This window comes from Rhodococcus sp. Chr-9 (genome assembly GCF_000801125.1).
GTDB lineage: Bacteria > Actinomycetota > Actinomycetes > Mycobacteriales > Mycobacteriaceae > Rhodococcus > Rhodococcus pyridinivorans.
The window spans coordinates 24062-50855 of record NZ_JTIZ01000053.1 but is presented as its reverse complement, the minus strand read 5'-3'; the positions used below and the strand labels follow the sequence as shown (position 1 = coordinate 50855).

The 26794-nt window shown below is 68.3% G+C and carries 23 protein-coding genes, 2 tRNA genes, 1 pseudogene and 1 riboswitch; of the genes and pseudogenes, 11 read left to right on the top strand and 15 right to left on the bottom strand.

What is annotated here, in order from left to right; translation table 11 throughout:
• Nucleotides 1–134: 134 nt before the first annotated feature.
• Nucleotides 135–231, top strand: a riboswitch (TPP riboswitch).
• The 3 genes from QR64_RS06480 (at nt 214) to QR64_RS06470 (ending at nt 2811) form a co-directional block, all read left to right on the top strand.
• Nucleotides 214–1281, top strand: coding sequence for an ABC transporter substrate-binding protein (locus QR64_RS06480; RefSeq protein ID WP_259443599.1), 1068 nt, complete (start codon nt 214–216; stop codon nt 1279–1281). It overlaps the preceding riboswitch by 18 nt.
• Complete coding sequence (locus tag QR64_RS06475) at nt 1259–2044, top strand: ABC transporter permease (protein WP_019288745.1); 786 nt, start codon at nt 1259–1261, stop codon at nt 2042–2044. The genes QR64_RS06480 and QR64_RS06475 overlap by 23 nt, the downstream gene beginning before the upstream one ends.
• On the top strand, nt 2041–2811 hold the full coding sequence (locus QR64_RS06470; protein WP_006553864.1) for an ABC transporter ATP-binding protein: 771 nt from the start codon (nt 2041–2043) through the stop codon (nt 2809–2811). The genes QR64_RS06475 and QR64_RS06470 overlap by 4 nt, the downstream gene beginning before the upstream one ends.
• Nucleotides 2812–2931: 120 nt before the next feature.
• On the opposite strand, the gene QR64_RS06465 is transcribed toward QR64_RS06470, so the two are convergent.
• Nucleotides 2932–3005, bottom strand: a tRNA-Leu gene (locus QR64_RS06465).
• Between the two features lie 347 nt (nt 3006–3352).
• On the opposite strand from QR64_RS06465, the gene QR64_RS06460 reads away from it, so the two are divergent.
• The gene (locus QR64_RS06460; RefSeq protein ID WP_039584581.1) at nt 3353–4606 is read left to right on the top strand and encodes a lipase family protein; all 1254 of its coding nucleotides are present in this window, start codon (nt 3353–3355) and stop codon (nt 4604–4606) included.
• A 14-nt stretch (nt 4607–4620) separates the two neighbouring features.
• A complete protein-coding gene (locus QR64_RS06455; RefSeq protein WP_039584604.1) occupies nt 4621–5085 on the top strand; it encodes a hypothetical protein in 465 nt (154 codons plus the stop codon).
• 121 nt (nt 5086–5206) lie between these two features.
• Here QR64_RS06455 and QR64_RS25600 read toward each other — a convergent pair.
• From QR64_RS25600 to QR64_RS06395, 13 genes and pseudogenes are all read right to left on the bottom strand, one after another.
• Nucleotides 5207–5323, bottom strand: a pseudogene (locus QR64_RS25600) (cold shock domain-containing protein); the annotation flags it as partial.
• A gap of 12 nt (nt 5324–5335) precedes the next feature.
• Nucleotides 5336–6280, bottom strand: coding sequence for a Ppx/GppA phosphatase family protein (locus tag QR64_RS06450; protein ID WP_006553861.1), 945 nt, complete (start codon nt 6278–6280; stop codon nt 5336–5338).
• Nucleotides 6277–6804 carry a DUF501 domain-containing protein gene (locus tag QR64_RS06445; RefSeq protein ID WP_006553860.1) on the bottom strand — a complete coding sequence of 176 codons (528 nt, stop codon included), beginning with the start codon at nt 6802–6804 and terminating at the stop codon, nt 6277–6279. Before QR64_RS06445 ends, QR64_RS06450 begins: the two co-directional genes overlap by 4 nt.
• Nucleotides 6801–7508, bottom strand: a complete 708-nt coding sequence (locus tag QR64_RS06440) for an FtsB family cell division protein (RefSeq protein WP_033098268.1) — start codon at nt 7506–7508, stop codon at nt 6801–6803. Before QR64_RS06440 ends, QR64_RS06445 begins: the two co-directional genes overlap by 4 nt.
• 8 nt (nt 7509–7516) lie before the next feature.
• Nucleotides 7517–8803: a phosphopyruvate hydratase gene (eno, locus tag QR64_RS06435; protein WP_006553858.1), complete on the bottom strand. Its 1287-nt coding sequence runs from the start codon at nt 8801–8803 to the stop codon at nt 7517–7519.
• A gap of 116 nt (nt 8804–8919) precedes the next feature.
• Nucleotides 8920–9642 (bottom strand): lytic transglycosylase domain-containing protein, encoded by a 723-nt coding sequence (locus QR64_RS06430; protein WP_039584580.1) that lies wholly within the window; start codon nt 9640–9642, stop codon nt 8920–8922.
• Between the two features lie 117 nt (nt 9643–9759).
• Nucleotides 9760–11340: a putative bifunctional diguanylate cyclase/phosphodiesterase gene (locus QR64_RS06425; protein WP_235367031.1), complete on the bottom strand. Its 1581-nt coding sequence runs from the start codon at nt 11338–11340 to the stop codon at nt 9760–9762.
• A gap of 405 nt (nt 11341–11745) precedes the next feature.
• Nucleotides 11746–12399: a MazG family protein gene (locus QR64_RS06420; protein ID WP_039584579.1), complete on the bottom strand. Its 654-nt coding sequence runs from the start codon at nt 12397–12399 to the stop codon at nt 11746–11748.
• On the bottom strand, nt 12396–16049 hold the full coding sequence (mfd, locus tag QR64_RS06415; RefSeq protein ID WP_039584578.1) for a transcription-repair coupling factor: 3654 nt from the start codon (nt 16047–16049) through the stop codon (nt 12396–12398). Before mfd ends, QR64_RS06420 begins: the two co-directional genes overlap by 4 nt.
• 138 nt (nt 16050–16187) lie before the next feature.
• Nucleotides 16188–16766: a PIN domain-containing protein gene (locus QR64_RS06410; RefSeq protein WP_039584602.1), complete on the bottom strand. Its 579-nt coding sequence runs from the start codon at nt 16764–16766 to the stop codon at nt 16188–16190.
• A 66-nt stretch (nt 16767–16832) separates the two neighbouring features.
• A complete protein-coding gene (locus QR64_RS06405) occupies nt 16833–17162 on the bottom strand; it encodes a helix-turn-helix domain-containing protein (protein WP_006553851.1) in 330 nt (109 codons plus the stop codon).
• Nucleotides 17159–17800, bottom strand: coding sequence for a ScbR family autoregulator-binding transcription factor (locus QR64_RS06400; protein ID WP_033098277.1), 642 nt, complete (start codon nt 17798–17800; stop codon nt 17159–17161). Before QR64_RS06400 ends, QR64_RS06405 begins: the two co-directional genes overlap by 4 nt.
• Nucleotides 17801–17883: 83 nt before the next feature.
• Complete coding sequence (locus QR64_RS06395) at nt 17884–18489, bottom strand: TetR/AcrR family transcriptional regulator (RefSeq protein WP_024103232.1); 606 nt, start codon at nt 18487–18489, stop codon at nt 17884–17886.
• 192 nt (nt 18490–18681) lie between these two features.
• Between QR64_RS06395 and QR64_RS06390 the strand changes: the two genes are divergently transcribed.
• The 6 genes from QR64_RS06390 (at nt 18682) to QR64_RS06365 (ending at nt 25589) form a co-directional block, all read left to right on the top strand.
• Nucleotides 18682–18753, top strand: a tRNA-Gln gene (locus QR64_RS06390).
• A 79-nt stretch (nt 18754–18832) separates the two neighbouring features.
• Entirely contained in the window at nt 18833–20308 is a 1476-nt protein-coding gene (gene glmU / locus QR64_RS06385; protein WP_033098261.1) for a bifunctional UDP-N-acetylglucosamine diphosphorylase/glucosamine-1-phosphate N-acetyltransferase GlmU, read from the top strand.
• Nucleotides 20305–21282: a ribose-phosphate diphosphokinase gene (locus QR64_RS06380; RefSeq protein ID WP_039584577.1), complete on the top strand. Its 978-nt coding sequence runs from the start codon at nt 20305–20307 to the stop codon at nt 21280–21282. The genes glmU and QR64_RS06380 overlap by 4 nt, the downstream gene beginning before the upstream one ends.
• Before the next feature lie 33 nt (nt 21283–21315).
• Nucleotides 21316–21945 (top strand): DUF2461 domain-containing protein, encoded by a 630-nt coding sequence (locus tag QR64_RS06375; protein WP_033098259.1) that lies wholly within the window; start codon nt 21316–21318, stop codon nt 21943–21945.
• 157 nt (nt 21946–22102) lie between these two features.
• Entirely contained in the window at nt 22103–22780 is a 678-nt protein-coding gene (locus tag QR64_RS06370) for a hypothetical protein (protein ID WP_006553845.1), read from the top strand.
• 220 nt (nt 22781–23000) lie between these two features.
• A complete protein-coding gene (locus QR64_RS06365) occupies nt 23001–25589 on the top strand; it encodes a helix-turn-helix transcriptional regulator (protein ID WP_039584600.1) in 2589 nt (862 codons plus the stop codon).
• On the opposite strand, the gene QR64_RS06360 is transcribed toward QR64_RS06365, so the two are convergent.
• Nucleotides 25558–26784, bottom strand: a complete 1227-nt coding sequence (locus QR64_RS06360) for an MFS transporter (protein WP_039584575.1) — start codon at nt 26782–26784, stop codon at nt 25558–25560. The genes QR64_RS06365 and QR64_RS06360 overlap by 32 nt on opposite strands.
• Nucleotides 26785–26794 lie beyond the last annotated feature (10 nt).

Here is a 26794-nt window from a genome sequence, read left to right as displayed (position 1 = left end):
TCGGGATCTTCGATCCTTCCGTTGCGGGTGAAATGTGAGGGTGACATCCTGACCTGGGCATTTCCGTAACTTCGGGTCACATCTTCCGTTCTGCTCCCGTCCCGGCGGCCCCAGGAGGGCATGGTGCTAGGGTCGCCCGTGACACGGGGTGCTCCGCACGAGCGGGGCTGAGATCACACCCGTCGAACCTGACCAGGTAATGCTGACGAAGGGATGTCCCGACATGACCACGCCTGTACCCACATCGATCCGTCCCCTGCCCGCGCAGTGAAGGCGCGGCGGACTCTCGCCGGACTGCTCACCCTCGTCGCCGCACTCTCCGCGGTCGTCGGGTGCTCGTCCGATTCCGGGAGCGACACCATCCGATTCGCGTTGGACTGGACGCCCAACACCAATCACACCGGCCTGTACGTGGCGCAGCAGGAAGGTCTGTTCGCCGATGCGGGTCTCGACGTCGAGATCCTGCCGTACAACAACGCGACCCCCGACACCCTCGTCGACGCGGGTAGCGCCGAGTTCGGAATCTCCACGCATGCCACATCGACCATCGCCAGAGCCGCCGGGTCCCGGACCGTCGCGGTCCTCGCACCGCTGCAGCACTGGGCGACGGGGATCGCCGTGCGGGCCGACAACGCCGAGATCACGCGGCCGGCGGATCTCGACGGCAAGACCTTCGCGGGCTTCGCCAACCCTGGTGAGGACGAGATGCTCGCCGAAGTGATCCGCAACGACGGTGGTCGCGGTGAGTTCGAGAACGTGACGCTCGGGACGTCGTCGTACGAGGCCGTCTACTCGTCGACCGCCGACTTCACCGTGTCGTACCTGGCGTGGGAGGGTCTCGAGGCCGAGCACCGCGGCCTGCCCATGCGGTACTTCGGCTTCACCGACTACGGCTTCCCCGACGCGTACGCGATCGTCGTCGACGGCAACGAGGACTGGATGACGGAGAACCCGGAGCAGGCACGCGCTTTCGTGCAGGCGCTGCACCAGGGTTACCGGATCGCCGCCGACGACCCCGATCGTGGAGCCCGGGCTCTGCTCGAGGCGAACCCCGGGGCCTTCCCCGACGAGGAACTCGTCTACGAGAGCCAGCGCATGCTCGCCGCCGAGTACATGCGTGACGCCTCCGGCGCCGTCGGAGTCCTCGACGCCGGGAAATGGTCGGGCTATGCCCGGTTCCTGTACGAGAACGGCGTGCTGTCCGGACCCGACGGCAGCCCGTTGACGACCGAGCCGGACTGGTCGACCTATGTCACCGATGACTACCTCGAAGACCGATAGCATCGGCCGCGCACGTCGGCTCCTTCCCGCGCTGCTCATCGCCGGGGCTCTGGTCGCGATCTGGCAGTCGTACGTCGTGGTGAGCGGTGTCCGCCCGCAGGTGTTGCCCTCCCCCGCACGCGTTCTCACGCAGGGGTGGTCTCATCGCGTCGACATCGCCGGGCACGCCTGGTCCACTCTGCAGGTCACGATGGTCGGGTTCGCCGTGTCGCTGGCACTGGCGTGGGCCCTCGCGATCGTCGTAGACTTCTCGCCTTGGTTGCGGCGGGCCCTCGTGCCGTTGTTCGTGGTGTCGCAGACCCTGCCGATCATCGCGATCGCGCCGTTGATGATCATCTGGTTCGGTTTCGGACTGCTACCGAAGATCCTCGTCATCGCGCTGGTGACGTTCTTCCCCGTCGCGATCGGGCTGCTCGAAGGGTTCGCGGCGGCCGACCGGGAGGCGGGCGCGTTGCTACGCAGTATGGGCGCGTCGCGGTGGCAGCAGTTCCGTTACGTGCGCCTGCCATCCGCGCTCCCCCGCTTCTTCACCGCCCTGCGGATCGGCATCACCTACGCCGTCGTGGGTGCGGTGTTCGCCGAATACGTCGGCGCGACATCCGGTCTGGGCATCTACATGAGCACGCAGAAGAACTCGTTCCGCACCGATCTCGTGCTCGCTGCCGTAGTGGTGACCGCTGCTCTGTCACTCCTGCTGTACGCGCTGACGTTCGTCGTCGAACGGATGGTCGCGCCGTGGGCGCTCACGAGGGGTGAGAGATGAATGCGGTGACGGTGGCCTCGGTCCACAAGTCGTACGGCGACCGGGCGGTGATCGACGGCATCGACTGTGCTGTGGAGCCCGGCGAGTTCGTGTCCCTCATCGGGCCGAGTGGGTGCGGCAAGTCGACGCTGTTCTCGATCGTCGCGGGACTCGAGCAACCCGACACCGGAGAGGTTCTCGTCGGCGACTCCCCCGCGGCACCCGGGCAGGTCGCGCTGATGCCGCAGAAGGACCTGCTGTTCCCGTGGCGGACGGTGCTCGACAACTGCACACTCGGGCTCGAGGTGCAGGGTGTACAGCGATCCGACGCTCGTGCCCGCGCCCGCGAACTGCTGCCGACCTTCGGCCTGGCCGGCTTCGAGGACGCTGCCCCGCACCAACTGTCGGGCGGTATGCGTCAACGCGCGTCGCTCGCACGCACGGTGCTGCAGGGGCGCGACGTGCTCCTGCTCGACGAGCCGTTCGGCGCACTCGATTCGCTGACCCGCACCGAGATGCAATTGTGGTTGCAGCAGGTGTGGCAGCAGCATCGGTGGACGGTGCTGATGGTGACGCACGACGTCCGCGAGGCGGTGTTGCTGTCCGATCGGGTCGTCGTCCTCGGTCCGCGACCGACGCGGGTGCAGCACGAGGTGCGTGTGCACCTGCCCCGACCTCGAACCCTGGAGACGTGCGTGTCGAGCGAGTTCGTGGCGCTCGAACACGAGCTCATGGAGGTCCTGCACCGGTCACGACACGAGGAGCAGCAGAGGTTGCCCTCGGGATAGTCGCCGGCCGAACTGTTCGCCACCAGTGCATCCGCTACAAGATTCGCTATCCGCTACGGCAAATTGCTGTAGCGGATAGCGAGAGCGGTAGCGGATGCATCGGGGACGACCCCGGACCTGTGCCCCCAGTGGGACTCGAACCCACACTGTGCGGATTTTAAGTCCGCTGCCTCTGCCAATTGGGCTATAGGGGCGTGGGGATCACATTAGCGTTCACGACTGTCCACCACCGCGCCGGGGCGCGAGGTTCTTGAAGTACCGTGCGACGGGACGGCGTTCGTATCCTGTCCCCTCGTAGACGGAGGCCGGTACAGCCCGAGGACGGGACGCCACGCCCGGAGGGAGAGATCGAGTACGTCACTTCGTCGTTCGGCCGTGCAAGGTTCGATCCTCATTGCTCCTCGACCTCCTCGGATCCGACTTCGAATGTGCTCCTCGCCCGGGCTGTAACGCACCTCGATTTCCGGCCGACATCCTGCGGGGAGACAAGTACACAGCGGACAGCCGGGTGGTGAACCGGGCACGAAGAGAAGGACCATGGATGCGCTTCACGACCGCACGCCCACTGACCGGGCGACTCGCCACCGCAGTAGCCGTCATGGCCCTGGCAGCGACGCCGAGCCTGGTGGCCGCACCCTCCGCACAGGCCGAAGGCATCGTCTACCCCGCGTCCGTGAACGACTCCTTCTACAGCACCCCCGACGACATCGCCGATCGGCAGCCCGGTGACGTCCTCGCCGCGCGCGTCCTTCCGCCGCCGCTCGGATTTCCCGGCACCGACGCCGTCCAGTTGAAGTTCCGGTCGACGAACTCCGCCGGCGAACCGATCTCCGCAGTGACCACCGTGCTGTCCCCTCAGGGTGGGGCGCCGGGTCGTCCGCTCGTCTCGTACCAAGCCATCATCAACGCACTCGGGCTCGAATGCGCGCCGTCGACGGCGCTGTACGCACCGAACCCGCTGCGAGGGATCCGGGAGTCTCCCGGCCTGCTCATCGCGATCCAGCGCGGCTGGTCGCTGGCCGTTCCCGATCATCTCGGACCGAACAGCGCCTACGGCGCCGCGAAGGTCGGCGGGCAGATCACCCTCGACGGCATCCGGGCCGCGCAACGCTACGCACCGCTCGAACTCGCCGACAGTCCGGTCGGCATCGCCGGCTACTCCGGCGGCGGGATGGCGACAGCGATGGCCGCAGCACTCGCCCCGACCTACGCGCCCGAGATCCCGATCGTCGGCTCCGCCTACGGTGGCGTCCCGATGGACATCGGCGAGATGGCCCGGGAACTCGGCGAATCCGCTCATCCCGCCTTCGGATTGGCGATGGCGGCCGCCCTCGGCCTCGAACGTGAGTACCCGGACCGCATGCCGGTCAGCGAGCAGCTCAACGGTGCGGGGCGGGAACTGCGCGACCGCATCGCCAACGCGTGCACCAACGAAATCCTGCTCGCCGGTGCCGGTCGCAGCATGGCCGACGTCGCCGACGCGGCGGCGGGCCTTGCCCTGCTCGACAGCCCGACCGTGCAGGAGGTGCTGATGGAGAACAGCGTCGAGAAGGTCGCGACGGTGCCGAATGCCCCGGTGTACGAGTGGCATTCACCGACCGACGTGCTGATTCCTCTCGATGCGATCTCCACGACGCTGCGCAGGTACTGCGACGCCGGGGTGGCGGTGCGGACCGAACTCGTGCCGAGCCCGGATCACATCACTGCCGCCGTGATCGGCTTGCCGGGTGCGCTGGACTTCCTCGACGGCCGATTCGCCGGCGTTGCGCCGTCGTCGGACTGCGGGACGGTATGAACACCGCTCGGAGCGTGACTGGACGACAATTCCGTCGGACGTTCGCGGTCGGCGGCATGTCGCTTGCCCTGCTCGCGGTTCTTCCGGGCACGGCGTCCGCGCACCACCAGGAGTTCGTTCCCCTGCCGACCACATACTCGTTGGGGCGGGACCACTCGGTACCGTGCAGCGGGCAGCTGACCGGCCACGTGTTCGCCCCGCACCATCGACCGGGAACGATCCTCATCGATCTGTCCTGGTCGACGTTCTTGGGCGGTTCGTGCACCATCACCGCATTCGTCAACCACTGGGGAAGCAAGAGGAACGGCGTACGCGCCCTCGAGCTGACGTCGGCTCCCGGCGAACCCGGACACGCTCCCAGCGGACAGATCAGTATCGACATCGGTTCCGGCGATGCGGGAATGACAGTGACCACGGACAGCCTCAACACGACCTATCTCGACCCCGCCCGGTTCACCACTCGTTTCACGGTGCCCTGACGGGATTTCCGGTCGTCACAATCGTTTCCGCTCGATCCGGCCAGGACATGCATCAGGCCCGCCTCGAATGACGAGGCGGGCCTGATGGTGTCTCGGATCCCCTGGGGGACGGGAGATCGAATCAGATCACGGTGATACCGGTGGCCTGGGGACCCTCGGCACCCTGGCCGATCTCGAAGCGCACGCGCTGGTTCTCGTCGAGGCTGCGGTAGCCGCCCGACTGGATCTCCGAGTAGTGCGGATCAAAGAACTAGCGGGCGACGGACAGGGCGATGCCGTCGAGGATGTCGTGCTCGCTCACGACCAGCTCGGTGATGCCGGCTCGGCGGCCGAGTTCCTCGGCGAGGACCGTGGTGATGATCGAGCCGCCGCCGATGACGTCGACGCGGCCGGGATGCATCGGGCCGAGCGCCGCGCGCTTCTCGCGGGTCGCGGCGACGAGACCGTCGCACACCTCGCGCAGGCGGTCGAACGGCACCGACGACAAGTGGATCTTCTCGGAGTCGTACTCGTCGAGTTCGAGGGCGATCGCGGCGAGGGTGGTCATGGTGCCCGCGACACCCACCCAGGTGTGGGCCTGCTCGACCGGCACCCGCTCGAGCGCTTCGCGGATCTTGTCCGCCGCGACCTCCCGTGCCGCAGCGACCTGCGCGGCGGTCGGCGGGTCGTCGTGCAGGCACCGTTCGGTCAGCCGGACGCAGCCGATGTCGGTGGAGTAGGCGGCGTGCACACCGTCGGCGTCGCCGAGCACGACCTCGGTGGATCCGCCACCGAGATCGACGACGACGAAAGGCCCACGCGCGGAGTCGAGTTCGCCGACCGAACCAGCGAAGGACAGACGCGCCTCCTCGTCGCCGGTGATGACCTCTGCCTCGGCTCCGGGGATCACGGCACCGAGCACCTCGCGGGTCATCGCGAAGAAGTCCTCACGGTTGCTCGCGTCGCGCGTGGCCGAGGTGGCAACCATGCGAACGGCAGTGGCGCCGGTCTCGCGGATCAGGTCGGCGTACTCCACCAGCGCGACCCGCGTGCGTTCGATCGCCTCGGGTGCGAGACGACCGGTGGCGTCGACGCCCTGCCCGAGCCGCACGACCTTCATGAGGCGGGTGACGTCGGTGAGGGTGCCGTCCTTCGCGATGTCGGCGATCAGAAGGCGGATGGAGTTGGTGCCGCAGTCGATTCCCGCGACCCTCACTGTTCTTCTCCGCGCAGCTCGGCGTAGGTGGGCCAGTCGGCGGGGATCGCCGTGCCACGCAGACCGGCGTCGGCGGCGAGGGCTACGGATTCGTCGCCGAGCGGGTTGACGCCCGGTCCCTTCGCGAGCGAATGGGCGATCAGCACGTGCAGACACTTGACGCGTTCGGGCATGCCGCCGCCGGTGAAGTCGGTGCCGAGCGACTCGATCGCGTCGCGTTCGGCCAGGTACGACTCGTGGGCGCGCAGGTAGCCCGCAGCAAGTTCCTCGTCGGTGCCGAGGCGCTCGGTCATCTCCTTCATGACCCCGGCGGATTCCTGCCGGCTCGCTTCGGCTGTGAGGCGCGGGTCGGTGAGGTAGTACAGCGTCGGGAAGGGCGTGCCGTCGGGCAGCTTGGGCGCGGTCTTCACCACTCCGGGCGCACCGTCGGGGCAACGGTAGGCGATGGCCAGGACGCCGCGGGGTTCGCGCCCGAGCTGGGCGGCGACGGCGTCGAGGTCTTCTTGCGTGACGTGATCGGTCACCCGGGAACATCTCCTGGTTCTGGGGGTGCCACAGGCATCTGCTGGGGCACGGGTTCGGGCTCGGGTTCGGGTGCCGGTTCGGACACCGACAACCACAGGTCGCTGTACCAGGCGCCGGTCGTCGGCCGCTCGGGTTCGCGTTGCTCGCGTTCGGGTGGGGCGTCGCCCGGCAGTTGTACCTGGTAGGGAATGTCGCCGGGGACGACGAACCGCAGTCGCTCGCGGGCCTGGGCGCGGACCCAGGCCGGATCCTCCATGCGGGCCTTCTGCTCTTCGAGGGCCGCGATCTCCTGTTCGAGCTGCACGCGTTCGGCGGCGAGCTGCTCGGCTTCGGAACGCTGGCTCACGTAGGTGCGCAGCGGCACCGCGAGGGTGAGGGCGAGACCACACACGACGAGGGCGAGCACCACGGCGCGGCCGGTGGACAGGCCCAGGACGGTGCGTTCGGTGCGGGGGCGGCGGGAGTCGCGGGGGGCGCCGACCCGGGTGGGGCGGGCTCGCCCCGAACCACCGGGCCGGCCGCGGCCGGGCGACGAATGAACGGGGTCCTCGCGGCCGGCCGGCCGCGCACCCGCGTTCTCGGCCGAGTGTTCGGCCGGGGCGGTAGATCCCGTGGGCCGGACCCGGCCCGGACGCCGGACGCCCGACACACCCTCGGTGCGGGTGCGCCTCGCGCCGGGACGGGATCTACCGCGTTGACTCATGCCGGCGATCAGCCCTCGACGGAGAACCGCGGGAAGGCGAGCTCGCCGGCGTAACGAGCGACGTCACCGAGGGACTCCTCGATGCGCAGCAGCTGGTTGTACTTGGCGACACGCTCGGAGCGGGCGGGCGCGCCGGTCTTGATCTGTCCGCTGCCGACGGCGACGGCGAGATCGGCGATGGTGGTGTCCTCGGTCTCGCCGGACCGGTGGCTCATCATCGTCTTGTAGCCGTTGCGGTGTGCGAGGTCGACGGCGTCGAGGGTCTCGGTGAGGGTGCCGATCTGGTTGACCTTCACGAGCAGCGCGTTCGCGGCGCCCTTGACGATGCCGTCCTCGAGGCGCTCCGGGTTGGTGACGAACAGGTCGTCGCCGACGAGCTGGATCCTGTCGCCGATCTCCTCGGTGAGCGCGACCCAGCCCTCCCAGTCGTCCTCGCTGAGCGGATCCTCGATGGAGACCAGCGGGTACTGGCCGAGCAGCTCGGCGTAGAAGGCGCCCATCTCGGCGGCCGTGCGGTTCTGGCCCTCGAACTTGTAGCCGGTGCCCTCGGTGTAGAACTCGGTGGCCGCGACGTCCAGCGCGAGCGCGACATCGCTGCCCAGCTTCAGGCCGGTCTTGGAGATCGCCTCGCTGATCAGGTCGAGCGCGGCCTTGGTGCCCGCGACGTCGGGAGCGAAGCCGCCCTCGTCGCCGAGGCCGGTGGCCAGGCCCTTGCTCTTGAGCACTGACTTGAGGGAGTGGTAGACCTCGGCACCCCAGCGGAGGGATTCCTTGAAGGTCGGGGCGCCGATCGGGGCGACCATGAACTCCTGGACGTCGACGCCCGTGTCGGCGTGGGCGCCGCCGTTGAGGATGTTCATCATCGGAACGGGAAGGATGTGGGCGTTCGGGCCGCCGACGTAGCGGAACAGCTCGAGTCCGGACGACTCCGCGCCGGCCTTCGCGACGGCGAGCGACGCGCCGAGCAGGGCGTTCGCGCCGAGGCGGCCCTTGTCGGGGGTGCCGTCGGCGTCGAGGAGTGCCTGGTCGACGGTGCGCTGCTCGGTGGCGTCGAGGCCGATGATGGCCGGGCCGATCTCGGCGAGAACCGCCTCGACGGCCTTCTCGACGCCCTTGCCGAGGTAACGCTCGCCGCCGTCACGCAGCTCGACGGCCTCGTGCTCGCCGGTGGAGGCGCCCGACGGCACTGCAGCGCGGGCGAAACTTCCGTCCTCGAGCAGCACCTCGACCTCGACCGTGGGGTTGCCACGGGAGTCGAGGATTTCGCGGGCTCCTACCTGCTCAATGATGGCCACTGGCTGATTCTCCTTCGATGGACTGTCACGCTGCGGTGTCTGCACGCTGGGGACAGCCTAACGGTCGCGACCTGCGTGTGAGGCACAGGCGCGCTCGAGGCCCGGCGCGGTGCCGTCTACGGCCGCACTCCCACGCCGTAGGCGGCGGCGCGGTCGCGGACGAGCATCAGGTATTCGGTGGAGCGGTTGTAGGCCATCAGAGCGTTCGTCCAACCCTCCGCGGTGGTCAGGTCGCCTCCGCGGTCGCACAGATAGCGGCCCGCGGTCAGGGCCGCGTCGTCGATGTTGTCGGGGTCGGCGATGCCGTCGCCGTTCGCGTCGACACCCCATCGTTCCCAGGTCTCGGGGATGAACTGCATCGGCCCGACCGCCCGGTCGAGCACCGGGTCGCCGTCGAGGCGGCCACCGTCGGTGTCGCGGATCTCGGCGTTGCCCCGGGTGCCGTCGAGCGGGACACCCCGGATGGGCGGTGAGACGCTGCCGTCGGATCCGAGGGAGGCGCCGCCGAACCGTCCGTGGCTGCTCTCCACGTTGCCGATGCCGGCGAGGGTCGTCCACGACAGGCCGCAGTCGGGGGTGCCGACGGCCAGGACGGCCGCCGCGTGCCCGTACGCCTCGAGTGCGGTGGTGGGGATGCCCAGTTCGCGGGACTGTGATTCGGCCCAGTCGGCGAGCTGTGCTGCTGTGCGGCCGGGACCGTTCACGTCGATGGGCGGAACGGGCAGACCGGGTGCCGGCGGGACGCCGTCGGGGATCTCGACGGACGGTGGCCGGGGTGAGTGCAGAGCGGACTCGACCGCCACGAAGACGACGGCGACGAGTGCACTGAGCAGGACCACCGGCCACAGCCAGCGTCGGGGTTCTCGATCGGACGGCACCCCTCCATATTCCACAAATGTCACGATCGGGGCCCGAGCCGTCACCAAGTCGCGGCACTGCGGCCCGGAAAAGAGCCTTCAGGAGATGTCCGAGGCGACTGCCGAGGAAGGGAGTTCGATCTGCTTCATATGGAGCATCTTCTCGAGGTCCGCGGGCGGTTGCGGCTTGCTCAGGAGGAATCCTTGGGCTCGATAACAACCGAGGCCGAGCAGGGTGCGCGCTGCCGCGGACGATTCCAACCCCTCGGCGACGACGTCGAGTCCGAACGCGGAGGCCAATCCGATGATCGACTCGACGATGACCCTGTCGCTCGGACTGCGTTGCAGGTTGAGAACGAAGGCCTTGTCGATCTTGAGAACATGAACCGGCAGAGACTTGAGGTGAGCGAGCGAACTGTACCCCGTACCGAAGTCGTCGATCGCGCAGCACACTCCGAGGCGGTCGAGACGCCGCAGAGTCTTGCGCGACCGTTCGAGGTCGCTGACGACGACGTATTCCGTGATCTCGAGGCAAAGTGACGATTTACCGAGATCGAACTCCTCCAGGATCTCCTCCACCATCTCGACGAAACCGATACCGACCAACTGCGCCGGCGACACATTGACACTCATACGGAGTTCCAGTCCGGGTACCGTTCGACGCCACTGCGCCAATTGGGCACAAGCGGTGCGCAGCACCCAACGACCGAGCTCACCCGCAAGGTTCGTGGATTCGGCGACTTCGATGAACTCCGCCGGCTGAAGCCGGCCGAGCACCGGATGATCCCAGCGCACCAAGGCTTCCACACCGAGTATCCGCCCGTTCCGCAGGTCGAATTCCGGCTGGTACTCGAGAACGAGTTGATCATCGCCTATCGACCTTCGCAGACTGAGCTCGATGAGGTTACGACGTTCGCTGGCTCCCTGCATGTCCTCGGTATAGGCCTCGACGCCGTTACCACCTTTGCTCTTCGCTCGCATCATCGCTTCATCGATACGTCCGAGCAGTCCCACCGGATCCAGCCTGCCCGGTTCACCGACTGCGACGCCGAGGCTGGCACATCGACTCACCACCTGGGTTCCGAGTTGAACCGACATTCCGACGACCCAGCGCAGTTCCTCGGCCTTCTCGCATGCTTCCTCGAGGGACAGCGGACCGCCGAAGACGATCACGAACTCGTCTCCGCCCAGACGAGCCACCACGTCGTCGGGACCACAAACCCGACTCATCCTCTGTGCGGTCCTGCACAGGAAGATGTCCACTGCCGTGTGGCCGAGAAAGTCGTTGAGCGGCTTGAGTCTGTCCACGTCGAGGAACACGGCGGCTACCGGCCCCGGTTCTTCCGGGCTCAGACGCTTTTCGAGATGATCGAGAAGAGCACGCCGACTCGCCAACCCCGTGAGGTCGTCATGGAAGGCCGCGTCGCGTAGTTCCCACTCGGCGCGGACTCGGGCCTGCACCTGGGTCAACATGGCGGCGATCATGGTGAGCGTGTAGATCTCGTCCTCGGTCCAGACTCGATCACCGATCTTGATGAAACCCAGGGTGCCTGTGGTGATCTGTCCGGATATCAGAGGTACAGCAGCGACGGAAACCTCGGGTACGCCGGATCCGGCCCTTACACGGTCGGCGTAGGCGGCGCCCGACTGTGCAGGACGGCTGACCGACGGCTCCTTCATGTGTTCGGTGAGAGCGAAGATCTCACGAAGGTGCCCTGGCGATCTTGCCTCACATCTCATTGGAACGGAAGCATTTTTCGTCAACGGTTAGATCATCGACACCCTTACTTCCCGGCATCCCGCTCCATGGTTAACAACCAACGGCGATGGGCCGAGCCTTCTGGAACGCGATAGTGCATCCGATGGCGTGGCAGGCGAACTGGCGGTATTCACGCAGCCGCGGCGCCTGGGGCTAGAAGGCCCTCGATGCCCAGGAGCCCCGCGCCTGCGCCGTGGTCGACGGGGACACTGTTCCGAACAGTAACGGGTTCGTGACGGTCACCGCGTAGTTACCCAAAAATCCAGATGTGTGTTTGGTGCAATTTCTTCGTTCTTCCAGTACGAGAATGCGGTTCATCTAATATCTTACCGAGGCCAGAACATCGACCATTCCTCCGCCGTAAGGTCGCGGTCCACATGTCCTTCGTCCCGCGCGGTGATCTCGGCCGCTCGGACAGCCGCAATGAACCTCAGAGTGACCGAGCGAAGTGCTTCTTCCGCCCCGCCCTCGCCGATACGAACGGTACGCAACTCCGGAGGGATGAGTCGATTCGGCAGCCCCGCCCGCCGAGCACGTTCGATCACCTTTTCAGCCAGCGCCAGAGACGGCTGGGACATCGCAATCCCGTCGAGGCACGACGTGCGTGCCTTCTCCGTCTTCTTCGCGATCTCCCACGCCGCTTCCTGCTCCGCGACGTCGAGCGGACCGGTGTGCCCGTTGGTCAGGTGCGGGCTGCGCGCGGCCAGCTTGGCGACGAGCGTCGCCGCCACGTCGTCGACCGTGAACTGCCCGTTCGCCTCGGCGATCCGGGAGTGGAACAGCACCTGCAGCAGCAGGTCGCCGAGTTCTTCGCGGAGCTCGTCCGGATCACCCGACTCCACGGCGTCGAGAACCTCGTAGGTCTCCTCGATCAGATAGCGGCGCAGACTCTCGTGGGTCTGGGTGACCTCCCATCCCCCGAACGACCACAGTCTGTCCATCACGGCCGCCGCCTCGGCGAGAGCGGTGTAGTCGGTCATGCATTCACCGTCGCCGCGCTGTTCAGGTCCACCGAGCCCTGCGGCTTGCCGTCGAGGGCGAGCAGGAAGTCGGCGATGTACTGCAGCAGCGCCACGTCGCGCACCCGATCCGATCCGACCCCGCCGGTCCGCGGGATCGGCAGCTGCACGAGACCGCTCGTCGCGCGGTACTGCGCTCCCGGGTACAACCGCTTGAGCCGCATCTGCTTCGAGTCGGGCAGCTCCATCGGCGAGATCCGGATCTGGGTGCCGGTGACCGCGACCTCCTCGAGGCCGTACTCGCGGCACAGCAACCGCAACCGGCCGACGGACACGAGCCGCTGCACCTCATCGGGCAGCGGACCGTAACGGTCGACGAGTTCGTCGACGACCGTGGCGATCGCGGCGTCGTCGTTCGCGGCGGCGAGCTTGCGGTACGCCTCGAGGCGCAGCCGGTCGGATGCGACGTAGTCGGCCGGGATGTGCGCGTCGACGGGAAGGTCGATCCGCACCTCCTTGGGCGCTTCGTCGGTGGTGACCGTGCGGCCGTCGGCCGCGGCCCGGTATGCCTCGACGGCCTCGCCGACGAGCCGCACGTACAGGTCGAAGCCCACGCCGGCGACGTGGCCGGACTGTTCGGCACCGAGAACGTTACCGGCGCCGCGGATCTCGAGGTCCTTCATGGCCACGGCCATACCCGCGCCGAGATCGGAGTTCTGCGAGATCGTGGCGAGTCGGTCGTAGGCGGTCTCCGTCAGCGGCTTCTCCGCCGGATACAGGAAGTACGCGTAGCCGCGCTCACGCGAACGCCCGACGCGGCCGCGCAACTGGTGCAGCTGCGACAGACCGAGCGAATCCGCACGTTCGACGATGAGCGTGTTGGCGTTCGAGATGTCGAGGCCGGTCTCGACGATCGTCGTGCACACCAGCACGTCGAACTCGCGCTGCCAGAAGCCCTGCACCGTCTTCTCGAGCGTCTCCTCGTTCATCTGCCCGTGCGCGACCGCGACCCGCGCCTCGGGGACGAGATCGCGGAGTCGCTTGGCGGCCTTGTCGATCGAGCTCACCCGGTTGTGGACGTAGAAGACCTGGCCGTCGCGCAGCAGCTCTCGGCGGATCGCCGCGGCGACCTGCTTGTCGTTGTAGGCACCCACATAGGTGAGGATCGGGTGCCGCTCCTCGGGCGGGGTGAGGATGGTCGACATCTCGCGGATCCCGGCCATGCTCATCTCGAGGGTTCGCGGGATCGGTGTGGCCGACATCGTGAGCACGTCGACGTGCGTGCGCAGCGCCTTGATGTGTTCCTTGTGCTCGACGCCGAAACGCTGCTCCTCGTCGACGATCACGAGACCGAGGTCCTTCCAGCGGATCCCGGTCTGGAGCAGGCGGTGGGTGCCGACGACGATGTCGACGGTGCCGTCGGCCATGCCCTCGGTGATCGCGCGCGAATCGGATGCGTCGGTGAACCGGCTCAGCCCCTTCACCGTCACGGGGAAAGCCGCCATCCGCTCGGTGAAGGTCTGCAGGTGCTGCTGCGCGAGCAGGGTCGTGGGGACGAGCACCGCGACCTGCTTGCCGTCCTGCACGGCCTTGAAGGCCGCACGCACCGCGATCTCGGTCTTGCCGTAGCCGACGTCGCCGATCACGACGCGGTCCATCGGCACCGCCTTCTCCATGTCGGCCTTGACCTCGGAGATCACCGTGAGCTGGTCCTGTGTCTCCGTGAAGGGGAAGGCGTCCTCCATCTCCTTCTGCCACGGCGAGTCGGGCGCGAAGGCATGGCCGGGCGAGGCCTGCCGCGCCGCGTACAGCCGCACGAGCTCGCCGGCGATCTCGCGAACCGCCTTGCGCGCCTTGCGCTTGGTGTTGGCCCAGTCGGATCCGCCGAGCTTGCTGACGGACGGCAGCTCACCGCCGACGTACCGAGAGAGCTGGTCGAGCTGCTCCATCGGCACGAACAGCTTGTCGCCGGGCTGGCCCCGCTTGCCGGGCGCGTACTCGATGACGAGATACTCGCGGCGGGCACCACCGACCGTGCGCTCGACCATCTCGACGAACTTGCCGATGCCGTGCTGGTCGTGGACGACGAAGTCACCGGCGTTCAGGGCGAGCGGGTCGACCTGGTTGCGACGCTTGACTGGAGTCTTGCGGCCCTCGGTGACCACGCGGTTACCGGTGAGGTCGGCCTCGGTGACGACCACCAGCCCCGGCACCACGTTGTCGTCGTTGCCGGGGAGGACGACGCCCTCGTGCAGGCAACCGCGCATGACGCCGACCTGCCCGCGCACCGGTTCGGTGCCCGGTTCGAGCTTCGCGGCGGGGACCTCGTTCTCCTTCAGCCGCTCGAGGATGCGCTGTCCGGTGCCCGCACCGGCGACGACGATCACCGCGCGGCCCCCCGCGGTGACGTGGGCGCGCAGGTTCACGAACAGCATCGACAGCAGGTCCTCGGAGCCGCGGACCTCGGGGGCCGGCTGCACGTCGAGGACGAGTTCGGTGTCGGCACCGGAGGCGAGCGGGCTGAGCGTCCACCACGGTCTGCCCGCGGCCTGCGCGGCCTCGCGCACCTGACGCAGCGACCGGTAGGCCGACGCGCCGAGATCGAGCTTCCGGCCGTCCACCCCGTTGAGGTTCGAGGTGTCGAGCGGCGCCGCACCACCGATCGAGGCGGCCGTCCACGACGCCTCGAGGAACTCCTGCCCGGTGCGGGCGAGATCGCTCGCACGGGTGCGGACCTTCTCCGGGTCGCAGATCAGCACGTGCGCCCCGGCGGGCAGAACGTCGGTGAGCAACTGCAACTCGCCGGGCTGCAGCACCGGCAGCAACGCTTCCATGCCCTCGACGGGGATGCCGCCGGCCATCTTGTCGAGCATCTCGACGAGCGCCGCATCGGCCGGGTTGTCCTCGGCGAGCTGCGCGGCGCGGGCCTTGACCTCGTCGGTGAGCAGCAGTTCGCGGCACGGCGGCGCAACGAGCACCGGCACGTCGACCTCGGAGATCGAACGCTGGTCGGCGACGGAGAAGCAGCGAAGTTCGGTGACCTCGTCGCCCCAGAACTCGACGCGGACCGGATGGTCGGCGGTGGGCGGGAAGACGTCGAGGATGCCGCCGCGCACCGCGAACTCACCGCGCTTGCCGACCATGTCGACGCGGGTGTACGCCAGTTCGACGAGCCGCTCGACGAGTTCCTCGAAGTCGTGTTCGGTGCCGACCCGCAGCGTGACGGGGTCGATCTCGCCGAGTCCGGGAGCCATCGGCTGCACCAGCGACCGCACGGTGGCGACGACGACCCGCAGTGCGGGCCCGAGATCGCGATCGTCGGGACGCGCGAGGCGACGCAGGACGTGCAGGCGACGGCCGACCGTGTCGGCGCTCGGCGACAGGCGCTCGTGCGGCAAGGTCTCCCACGAGGGGAACTGCGTGACGCCCTCGCCGAACATCTCGGTGAGTTCGGCGGTGAGATCGTCGGCCTCGCGTCCGGTGGCGGTGACCACGAGCAGAGGTGTCTTCTCGGCCAGCGCCGCCGCGACGAACGGCCGCGCGGCGGGTGGGGCGACGATCTCCTGTTCGGCGGAACCGGCGAGCTCGCCGATCCTGCGCAGTCTGTCGTCGGCCAGCGCGATCCGCGCCAATCCGGACAGTGGGACAGCGGCCGGGGGCACAGCAGACAAGGAAGGCGCTCCTGAGTGTGGGACGAGAACCTTGTCGAGTCTATTCCGCTGTTCCCCGCGCGTCACCGCGCCGGGGCGTGAAACGCGCTACCGCGCCGGGGCGTGAAACGCGCTACCGCGCCGGGGGCGTGAAACGCGCTACCGCGCCGGGGGCGCGAGGAGGTCGGCGCTGTTTGCACCGAGGTCGCGCGCGGCCCACTCGGCCAGCCGTGCGAACAGTTCGTCGTCGTCCGCCTCGCGCCGGGTGTCATCGTCGGCGAGCCAGCGACGGCGCACCATTCTCAGCAGTGCCGCGCGGGTGCGGACGGGATCGGCGTCGAGCGCGAAGGTGACGAAAGCGTCGGGTGTCCACGCTTCGATACCCGATCGTTCCAGTGCCCCGGTGAGCTCGGGGTCGGCGGTGACGACGGCGTCGGCGTGGCACAGCAGCGCCACCGAGGTCACGTGTGCCTCCCTCGGTCCCGTCACGTGCGGCACCTCGCGGAGCACGGTGGTGGGCCAGACCACCCGGGCGTCGGGGAAGGCGCGGTCGAGTTCGGCGAAGAGGAAGTCGCGGGCGGGACGCAGCAGTTCCTGCGGCAGTCGGCGGTCCACTTCCGCGATGATTCCGTCGCTCCAGAAGGGTTGGTAGAGGCCGTCTTCGGTAAGGGCGAGCGCCACATCGCGCAGGCGGGGGCGGGCGAGGACCGTCGCATCGAGCACCACTCGAACCGGCATCGTCACCCTTCGTCGAACCGTCGGAACGGACCGTACCGTGCTGCCGCGGCGGGCCGCGTCATGCTGTCAGAACGGGTCGTACAGTCCTTCGCGCCGCGTGAGATCGGCGAGTCCGTCGAGGACCGTCGTGACCACCTCCGCCTGCTGCTTCGCGAGGTCGAGGACGTCGGAGCGCAACACCCGCCGGTGCAGGCCGTGGAAGTCGGCGGAGAGTGCGCCCGTGTCGACCAGGCGCGCGACGTGCCGGCGGGAGCAGCCGAGGACGTCGGCGGCCTGGGCGATGGTGAGCAACGACGGCACGACACCGATCGTCACGGCGGTGTCGGACCCGAACCGGTCGAGCAGACCCGCCAGCGCCGCGGGGGCCTCCTCGGCGGAGAACGGCCCGAAGGTCACGACTGCAGCCGCAGACGGCGCTCCACGAACTGCCGGAAGTATTCGAGCTTGTTCGCCGGCACCAGCGCGGGCAGGATCATCTGCCACATCGCACCGGTCTGCTCTGCGAGCCGTTCGGTCGCCTTGAGAGCGTTCGCCATGATCCGGGCGCCCATCGCCTGTTCGAGCAGCAGCAGGGAGACCGCGTGGACGTCGACGTCCTCGACGAGGTCGCCCTCGTCGGCGGCCCGGGCCGCGAGCTCCTGCAGGTTGTTCTGCCAGATCTCGTAGGGCCGGTGCTCGGTGCCCTGGTAGTCGCCGATCTCGACCAGCAGCCGGAACATCGCCCGCACCACGGAATCGGTCTCGGACATGTCGACGTGCAGGACCGACAGGTCGATCAGTGTCTCGAGCGCCGGGGAACGGCGGTCCATCTTGGACTCGGCGGCGGCCTCGAAGCGGAGATAGCCGGAGTCGATCACCCCGCGCGCCAGTTCTTCCTTCGAACCGAAGTGGAAGTACAGCGCACCCTTGGTGACGCCGGCCTCCTCGATGATGTCGCCCAGGTTCGCGTCCGCGTACCCGTCGCGCACGAAGATCGTCGCTGCGCCCTGCAGCACCGATTCGCGTGTCACCTCTGCGCGTACTTGTCGTCCCACCACAGCCTGCCTTCTCACGGGTATCCCAACGATAACGCCGCTTACCTGAAAGTAGAGAGCAGACGGTCCCGGAAACGAGAGGACTATTCGGAAACCGGGGGTTCCCCGAGCTTCGGGTCCGCTTCCAGACCGATGAGGCCGTTCCAGCACAGGTTCACGAGGTGGGCCGCGACGTCCTCCTTCGACGGAGTGCGGCGGTCGAGCCACCACGTCGCAGTGGTGGCGACCATGCCGACGAGAGCCTGGGCGTAGAGCGGAGCGAACTCCGGGTTGAGCCCCCGCCGGGAGAAGTCGCCGGTCAACAGCTTCCCCACCTGACGCATCGCCTCGTTGAGCAGACTCGAATAGGTGCCTTCCTCGGCGGACATCGGCGAGTCGCGCACGAGGATGCGGAAGCCGTCGGTGCGCTCCTCTATGTAGGTGAGCAGAGCGAGCGCGGCCCGCTCGACGCGGATCCTCGACCGGTTGCGGGTGAGGCTCTCGGTGACCATCGACATCAGCACGGTCATCTCGCGGTCCACGACCACCGCGTAGAGACCTTCCTTACCGCCGAAGTGCTCGTAGACGACCGGCTTGGAGACCTGCGCCCGCTGGGCTATCTCCTCGATGGAGGTGCCCTCGTAGCCGCGCTCGGCGAACAGGGCGCGACCGATTTCGATGAGCTGTTCCCGACGCTGCGTGCCCGTCATCCGGATCCGCGGAGTGCGCTCGGTTCGCTTCTGCGACGCCTGCGACACAGGTCCTCCTTCGGCGGCGGGACGTACTCGAACGTTCGACAGCCTATCCATTCCCGATCGCGCCACCCCAGGTTCGACGTCGACGCCGTCTCGTGCGAGGATCAGGGGCGCACGCCCGCCGGTTCCGCCGCGGGGGTGTGGCAATCCGCCGTGGTGTAATCGGCAGCACCTCTGATTTTGGTTCAGATAGTTCAGGTTCGAGTCCTGGCGGCGGAGCGGGAACCGTCCCGGGGAGCCTCAGCGCTTCCCCGGTGTACGCACGGACCGGCGTACAGAAACGTGTCGAGGGAGCTACATGCAGGTGCAGACCGCGATCGTCGTGCTGGCAGCCGGAGCAGGAACAAGGATGCGGTCGAAGACACCGAAGGTGTTGCACACCCTCGGTGGACGCACGATGCTCGCTCACTCCCTGTACGCCGCCGCCGCACTCGGACCCGACCATCTCGTCACCGTCGTCGGGCACCGCCGCGAGGAGGTCTCCGCCGAGGTGAGCGCCGTCGCCGCGGATCTCGACCGCGAGATCCGGGTGACCGTCCAGGAGGAACAGCTCGGCACCGGCCACGCCGTGGAGTGCGGCCTCGGTGCCCTCCCCGACGACTTCGACGGCACGGTCGTCGTCACCGCCGGCGACGTCCCGCTGCTCCGCTCCGACACCCTGCAGGAACTGCTCGACGCGCACCTCGACACCGAACCTGCCGCCGTCACCGTCCTCACCACGACGGTGTCCGAGCCGACCGGCTACGGACGCATCGTGCGCACCACCGACGGCGACGTCGCCGGGATCGTCGAGGAGAAGGACGCCTCGCCGACGCAACGCGCGATCCAGGAGATCAACACGGGCGTGTACGCCTTCGACGCGGCCGCGCTGCGATCCGCGCTCGGCAAGCTGAGCGCCGACAACTCGCAGGGCGAGCTGTACCTGACCGACGTCGTGAAGATCGCCCGCAATGAGGGCCACACCGTCCGCGGACTCCACACCGACGACGCGGTGCAGGTCTCCGGCGTCAACGACCGCGTCCAGCTCGCCGCACTGACCACCGAACTCAACCGGCGCCTGCTCGAGCACTGGATGCGCGAGGGTGTCACGGTGATCGACCCGGCTTCGACGTGGATCGACGTCGACGTCGTGCTCGGCGCCGACGTCACCATCCACCCGGGTGTGCAGTTGCGCGGCCGCACGGTGATCGCCGACGACGCGGAGGTCGGCCCCGACACGACGCTGACCGACGTGCAGGTCGGCGCCGGCGCCACCGTGGTGCGCACCCACGGCTCCGACGCCGTGATCGGCGCGGAGGCCACCGTCGGCCCGTTCACCTACCTGCGCCCCGGCACCGAACTCGGCGCGTGCGGCAAGCTCGGTGCCTTCGTCGAGACGAAGAACGCGCAGATCGGAGCGCATTCGAAGGTCCCCCACCTCACTTATGTCGGCGACGCGGAGATCGGCGAGCACTCCAACATCGGGGCATCGAGCGTGTTCGTCAACTACGACGGGGTGAAGAAGTACCGCACGGTCGTCGGATCGCATGTCCGGACCGGGTCGGACACTATGTTCGTCGCTCCCCTCACGGTGGGCGACGGCGCCTACACGGGCGCCGGAACAGTACTCCGTCGCGACGTTCCTCCGGGGGCGCTGGCGGTGTCGGGTACGCCACAGCGCAATATTGACGGGTGGGTCCAGCGAAATCGCGCCGGTACCCCCGCTGCCGAGGCAGCATCGAGAGCACAGCAGCCGCACGACCACGATCGCCAGAAGGACGGCCAGAACCAGTGACCAATTGGATCGACAACCAGAAGAACTTGATGCTCTTCTCCGGCCGGGCCCATCCCGAGCTGGCAGAGCAGGTCGCGAAGGAACTGGGCGTCCCCCTCACCCCGCAGACGGCACGGGACTTCGCGAACGGTGAGACGTTCGTGCGTTTCGAGGAGTCGGTGCGCGGTTCGGATGCCTTCGTGCTGCAGAGCCATCCGTTCCCGCTGAACCAGTGGGTCATGGAGCAGCTCATCATGATCGACGCGCTCAAGCGTGGTTCGGCCAAGCGCATCACCGCGATCCTGCCGTTCTACCCCTACGCCCGTCAGGACAAGAAGCACCGCGGCCGCGAGCCCATCTCCGCCCGCCTGATCGCCGATCTGCTCAAGACCGCCGGCGCCGACCGCATCATCACGGTCGACCTGCACACCGATCAGATCCAGGGCTTCTTCGACGGTCCGGTCGACCACATGCACGCACAGGGTCAGCTCGCCGAGTACATCCGCGGCAAGTACGGCGTCGAGAACATCGCCGTGGTCTCCCCCGACTCCGGTCGCGTGCGGGTGGCCGAGAAGTGGGCCGACACCCTCGGTGGCGCGCCGCTGGCGTTCATCCACAAGACCCGCGACCCGCTGGTGCCCAACCAGGTCAAGTCGAACCGCGTGGTCGGTGAGGTCGAGGGCCGCACCTGCATCCTGATCGACGACATGATCGACACCGGTGGCACCATCGCCGGCGCCGTGAAGATCCTCAAGGAGGCCGGCGCGGGCGACGTCATCATCGCCGCCACCCACGGTGTGCTCTCCGACCCGGCCGCCGAGCGCCTCGCTTCGTGCGGCGCCAAGGAGGTCATCGTCACCAACACGCTGCCGATCCCGCCGGAGAAGCAGTTCGACTGCCTCACCGTGCTGTCGATCGCTCCGCTGCTCGCGCAGACGATCCGCGAGGTCTTCGAGAACGGCTCGGTCACCTCGCTGTTCAACGGGGTCGCCTGACCTTCCGCTCGACGACGGGGCAGACTTGTCCGGGTGTTCACCGGATTTCCCGTCGCGGCCCTCGACTTCTACGACGATCTCGAGGCCGACAACAGCAAAGCATTCTGGGCCGCGCACAAAGCCGTCTACGACGACTGCGTGCGCGGCCCGATGCTTGCCCTACTTGCGGAACTCGAGGAGGAGTTCGGGGAGGGCAAGGCCTTCCGCCCGTACCGCGACGTGCGGTTCAGCAAGGACAAGCTGCCGTACAAGACCCACCAGGGCGGATTCGCCTCCGTCGCGCAGAGCGTCGGCTACTACGTCGAGATCAACGCCGCCGGGTTGCGGGTCGCCGCCGGCCTGTTCCACGGCTCGTCCGATCAGATCGCCGGTTACCGGACCGGGGTCGATCACGACCGTCGCGGCCCCGAGCTCGGGAGGATCGTGCGCAAGCTCGAACGCGCGGGATACGAGATCGGCGGCGACCGGTTGAAGTCCCGGCCGCGCGGCGTGGGCGCCGATCATCCCCGCATCGAACTCATGCGTCACCGGTCGCTGTGGGCCGGTCGCACCGAGATCTCCCCGCCGTGGATCGACAGTCCGCGCACCCTCGAGGAGGTGCGTTCGGCGTGGCGTGAGTTCCGGCCGCTGGTGCGCTGGCTCACCGCTGCTACCACAACGTGATCCGGCAGACCGGGTGGTATGGAAATGCTGTGTGGCGCAATGGTTTGAAGGACGCGCCGGGACGGGGATGATCTTCGTCACGCCGCGTGAAATCGTCGCAGGTCGTGCGAGACCCCCCTCCCCTGCGTAACTCGGCTTTCACCTAAAGTGGCACCTCGTGACCGACGCGCAAACTCTCGAAGCCCCTACGGAAAACGCGACAATCCGAACGGTCCGACGATGGTCGCCGGGTGCGTGCGTCTGGTGCGGCGACACCGACTCTGTCGAGGTCTTCCGCAACGAACCTCGCTGTGCCACATGCCGTAAGCACGAAGCCGTCATCGACGAGGCCCGCAAGTTCATGGGCATGTACGGCCTGCGCCCCATCGGCGGCACCCTGCAGTCCGACGACGAGGAGGAATACGAGCACCGCCTCGCCGCCCGCGAGGCCCGCCGCGCCCTCAACGACATCCGTCTCGCCGAGCAGCCCGACCCGGCGCTCGTGCGCAAGGCCTTGCGTCCCCGCGCCGCCGCGATCACGGAGGGCCACACCGGTTCCTCCGCGCAGACGTCGACGCGTCCGGCCTCCGCGACCCGCAGCTCGTCCGCTTCGGCCAAGCCGGCGAAGTCCGCGGCTCCGGTCCGGACGGGCGCCGTGGACGTCGAGGAGATCCAGACCCGGGCCCTCGCGCTGCTCGATCAGCTCTCCGCGATCGACGCGCAGCTCGCGCTCGTCGCCGAGCAGAACGGCCTCGCCGCCCGCGCCCGCCGCAGCGATCTGGAGAAGCAGAAGGCGACGATCCTGCGCACCCTCGCCGCACTCGAGAAGGCACGTCTGAGCGCATCCGGCAGCTAGTCGCCGGCTCACACCACCGCAGCCCCGTCCCGCTCCGTCGAGTCCGCTCGACGGTCCGATGCCGGGGCTGCCGTCGTTACCGCACGTCACGACGGTTGTCGTTACCGCACCTCACGACAACGGACCAGGTAGTCTGTGATCGACCAAGAGCCTGTCGGGGGCACTGCTCGGGCCTTCCCGCCTGTGCAGATCCGGGCTGAAGCCTTCCGAAGGAGTGCGCGTGAGTGTTTCCGACTCCCCTCGCGTCGGTGCACCCGCGTGGCGTTCCTTGTCCTCGGCTCTGGCGCGGCCCCGATTGTTCGCGTGTCTCGACCGGTGCTCCACGCTGACGGTGATCGACGCTCCCTCGGGTTTCGGCAAGCGGACGCTCGTCGCGGGATGGCTCCATCGGGGCGGCGCACCCGACCACACGATCGTCTGGGTTCCCGAACTCACGGCGTCCGGCGACGGCGACCTGCCCGAGCATGTGCTCGCGGTCCTCGCCGATCACCCGGCCGTCGAGGTCGCCGGCGACGGTCCCGACGATTCCCCGTTCGAGCGCGTGGTCCGTACCTTCCGCGATCTGGGGTCGCCCTGCCTGCTCGTGCTCGCCTGTGTGTCGCCGCAGAACTCGGCCGAGGTGCTCGAAGCAACCCTTCGGCTGCTCGACCGGTGCCCCCTGCTCGATGCGATCGTCTGCCTGCCGGGAAACAGCACCGACATGACCGAGGTCGTCCTCCGCGGGATCGACTCCACGTACGTCCCGGCGGCCGATCTCGCGTTCACCATCGAGGAGACGACGACGCTGTTGCGCGACGCCGGACCGGAGCGCTCCGACAGCGAGTGCGAGGTCGTGTGTCGCGTGCTCGGTGGTGTGCCCACCCTGGTCTCGGCGGCCGCGGCCGTCGCCCGGAGCCGGCCCCAGCGCCTGATCGACTCCCGTGGACTGCCGACCCCGGCCTTGGCCCGCCTCGTGCGGACGTATGTGGAGAGCCTGCTCGACGAACTCGACGACGCGCACCGCGAGTTCGCGTTCTCGGTCGCCGCTGCCCACAGCGTCACCGCCGAGCGGGCGGCCGAACTGACGGGCGCGGCGGACCCCGAGGCCGCACTCGCGACGCTCGCCGCGGCCGGCCTCCTGATGGATTCGCCCTTCGACGATCCCCGGACGTGGCGGTGGCCCGACGCCGTCCGCTCGTGCGTGCTCGACATCTCCCGCCGAGAGCAACCCGGACGTGTCGACGCCCTGCTCGTCGAACTCGCCCGGGCCCATCGCGACGCCGGCAGGCCCGCCGAGGCGTCGATCTATGCCGTCGAGGCCGGCGACTGGGAGACCGCCGTGGCGATCGTCGAGGAATCCTGGGCGCGCATGGTCGACAGTTCTTTCGACGTTCTCGTCAAGGTGCTTCGGCAGATCCCCGACCAGGAGCTCGGCGACCATCCGTCGGTCCAGGCAGGTCGCGCGCTGTTCACACAGATGCTCGACGAACATTCGATCCTGCACGCCTCCCTGCCCGCGGATCCCGACGAACTCACCGAGCTCGGGAAGACACCCGGCGCCGCGCAGGCCCTCTACGTCGCGACGGTGCAGACCCTGACCCTGCGGGTCTCGGGCGAATTCGGTGAGGCCGCGCGGTTGACGCTGCTGTTGCGTCCGCTCGTCGATTCGATCCTCGAACACCGGCCCGACGATCTCGGTCCGCAACTGCCGCTGCTGCGCGTGCAGTGGGCGATCACGCTCCAGCTCGCCGGATATCTGACCGAGTCCACCACCGTCTTCCGCCGCGCCTACCGCGGTGCGTACGCCGTGAACATCGCCTTCGTCATCCAGAACGCCGCGGGCAGCTCGGCGCTGAACTGGGCGGTGACGGGCGACAATCCGCGCGCCCGGGAATGGCTGCGCATCGAGAGCAACGCCGAGCCCACCGAGGGTCGCTGGGGCGAGATGGTCAAGGTGGGTGGTCGCGTGGCGTCCGCGCTCGTCCACCTCGACTCGCTCGAGCTCGACCGTGCCGTCGGATATCTCGACGAGCTCGGTGTCCCGCGGGTTTCGGAGGAACTCTGGGGATTCGTCGCCTACGGCCGGGCCTACTACAACCTGGCGGCGGGCAACGCCTACGACGGACTCACCGAACTGCACCGCCTCATCGCTTCACACCACGATCTGTTCGACCGCGGCGCGTTCTCGCGCATCCTGCTCGGGGCCGCCGAGATCGACCTGCAGCTGGCGCTCGGCAACGGCAACCTCGCGCGCGCCCTCGCCGAGGAGTCGCCGCAGACCCATCCGATGCTCGTGGTGACGAACGCGCGTGTCGAACTGTTCACCGGTCATCCGGAGATCGCGCTCAAGAAGCTCAAGCGTGTTCCGTGGACGGAGTGCGGCTTCCCGCGCGCACATGTCGAGGCGTTGCTCATCGAGGCGAGCGCCCACCTCGATCTCGACAAGAAGGACGCCGCGGTCCGCAGCTGGCAGCGGGCCTGCACGCTCGCCGAGGCCCTCGGCAACCGCCGCGCCTTCACCACTCTGGCCGAGGGTGTCGCCGGGCGTCTCGCGGAGCCCGGCGGTCTCACCGTCCCGGACGAGGCGATCGGGTCCGTCTTCACCGAACCGGTCACCCATGTCGAACTGTCCCGGCGGGAGACAGACGTGCTGGAGTTGCTGGCGCTGGGATCGACGCACGCCGACATCGCGAAGAAGTTGTTCGTCTCGCACAACACGATCAAGACCCAGTTGCGCAGCATCTACCGCAAGCTCGGCGTGCACACGCGGGTGGAAGCCATCGGCCGGGCGCGCGATCTCAGGCTGCTGCCGGTCCGCCGGTCGCTGTAGCCGAACGCGCACGCATCCGGGCGGTGAGCCGAAGATCGAGCGCCCACACGACACCCGCGAGCGCCGCCAGTCCGACACCGAGCACACACACCGCGGTCCACCCGCCGGCGCTCCACGCCATCGTGCCGAGCGCCGAACCGGACGCCGCACCGATGAAGTAGCCCGTCATGTAGACGGAATTGACGCGCGAGCGGGCGTCGGGGTCGAGGGCGTACACGATGTTCTGGTTGGTGATGTGCACGAGGTTGAGCGCGAGGTCGACGACGAGCATCCCGACAACGAACCACACCAGCGAGCTCGCACCCGCCGCGAGCGCCGCCCACGACGCGATCAGCGTGAACACTCCCACCGCCGTCGTCGGCGGTCCGTAACCGCGGTCGACGAGCCGGCCCGCCGCGGTCGCGGCGAACGCACCGGCCACCCCGGCCAGCCCGACGAGCCCGATCTGCAGGTCGTCGAGGCCGAAGGGCGGGTCGGACAGCAGGAACGCCATCGTCGAGAACAACGCGCCCACCGAGGCGAAACCCAGCCCGCCGAGCAGGGTCCGGGTGCGCAGGCGAGGATGCGTGGCGATCAACGTCCCGAGTGATCGCAGCGTGCTTCCGTAACCCTGACGGACCACCGGTGGCGTCGCCGGCAGCACCCGCCACAACGCGAGCGCCACGATCACCATCGCGACCGCGCTCACCCGGTAGACCGTCGTCCAACTGTCGCCGAGTTCGGCGAGGATGCCCGCGACGCTCCGGGCCACGAGGATCCCGACGAGCAGCCCGCTCATCACGGTGCCGACCGCGCGACCCCGCGATTCCGGCGTCGCGAGGGTCGCGGCGAACGGCACCAGCACCTGCGCGGCCACCGAGAACAGACCGGCGACAGCGGTGCCCACCACGAGCACCCCGATGTTCGGCGCGAATCCGCTCAGCCCCTGCCCCGCCGCCGCGGCCAGCATGAGCATCACCGCCAGCCGCCGCTGCGGGAACATGTCGCCGAGCGGCACGAGGAACAGCAGGCCGAGAGCATAGGCGACCTGCGCGACCGTCACGGTGGAGGCGGCGGCCGATCGGGAGGTGTCCAGTGCTTCGGCGATCGAGTCGAGCAGCGGTTGGTTGAAGTAGTTGCCACCCACGCACAGACCCGTCGCCACGGCCATGAGCAACAGGACCGGGGTCGTCAGGACGGGACGGGAGGACGCCATGTCCTCCAGC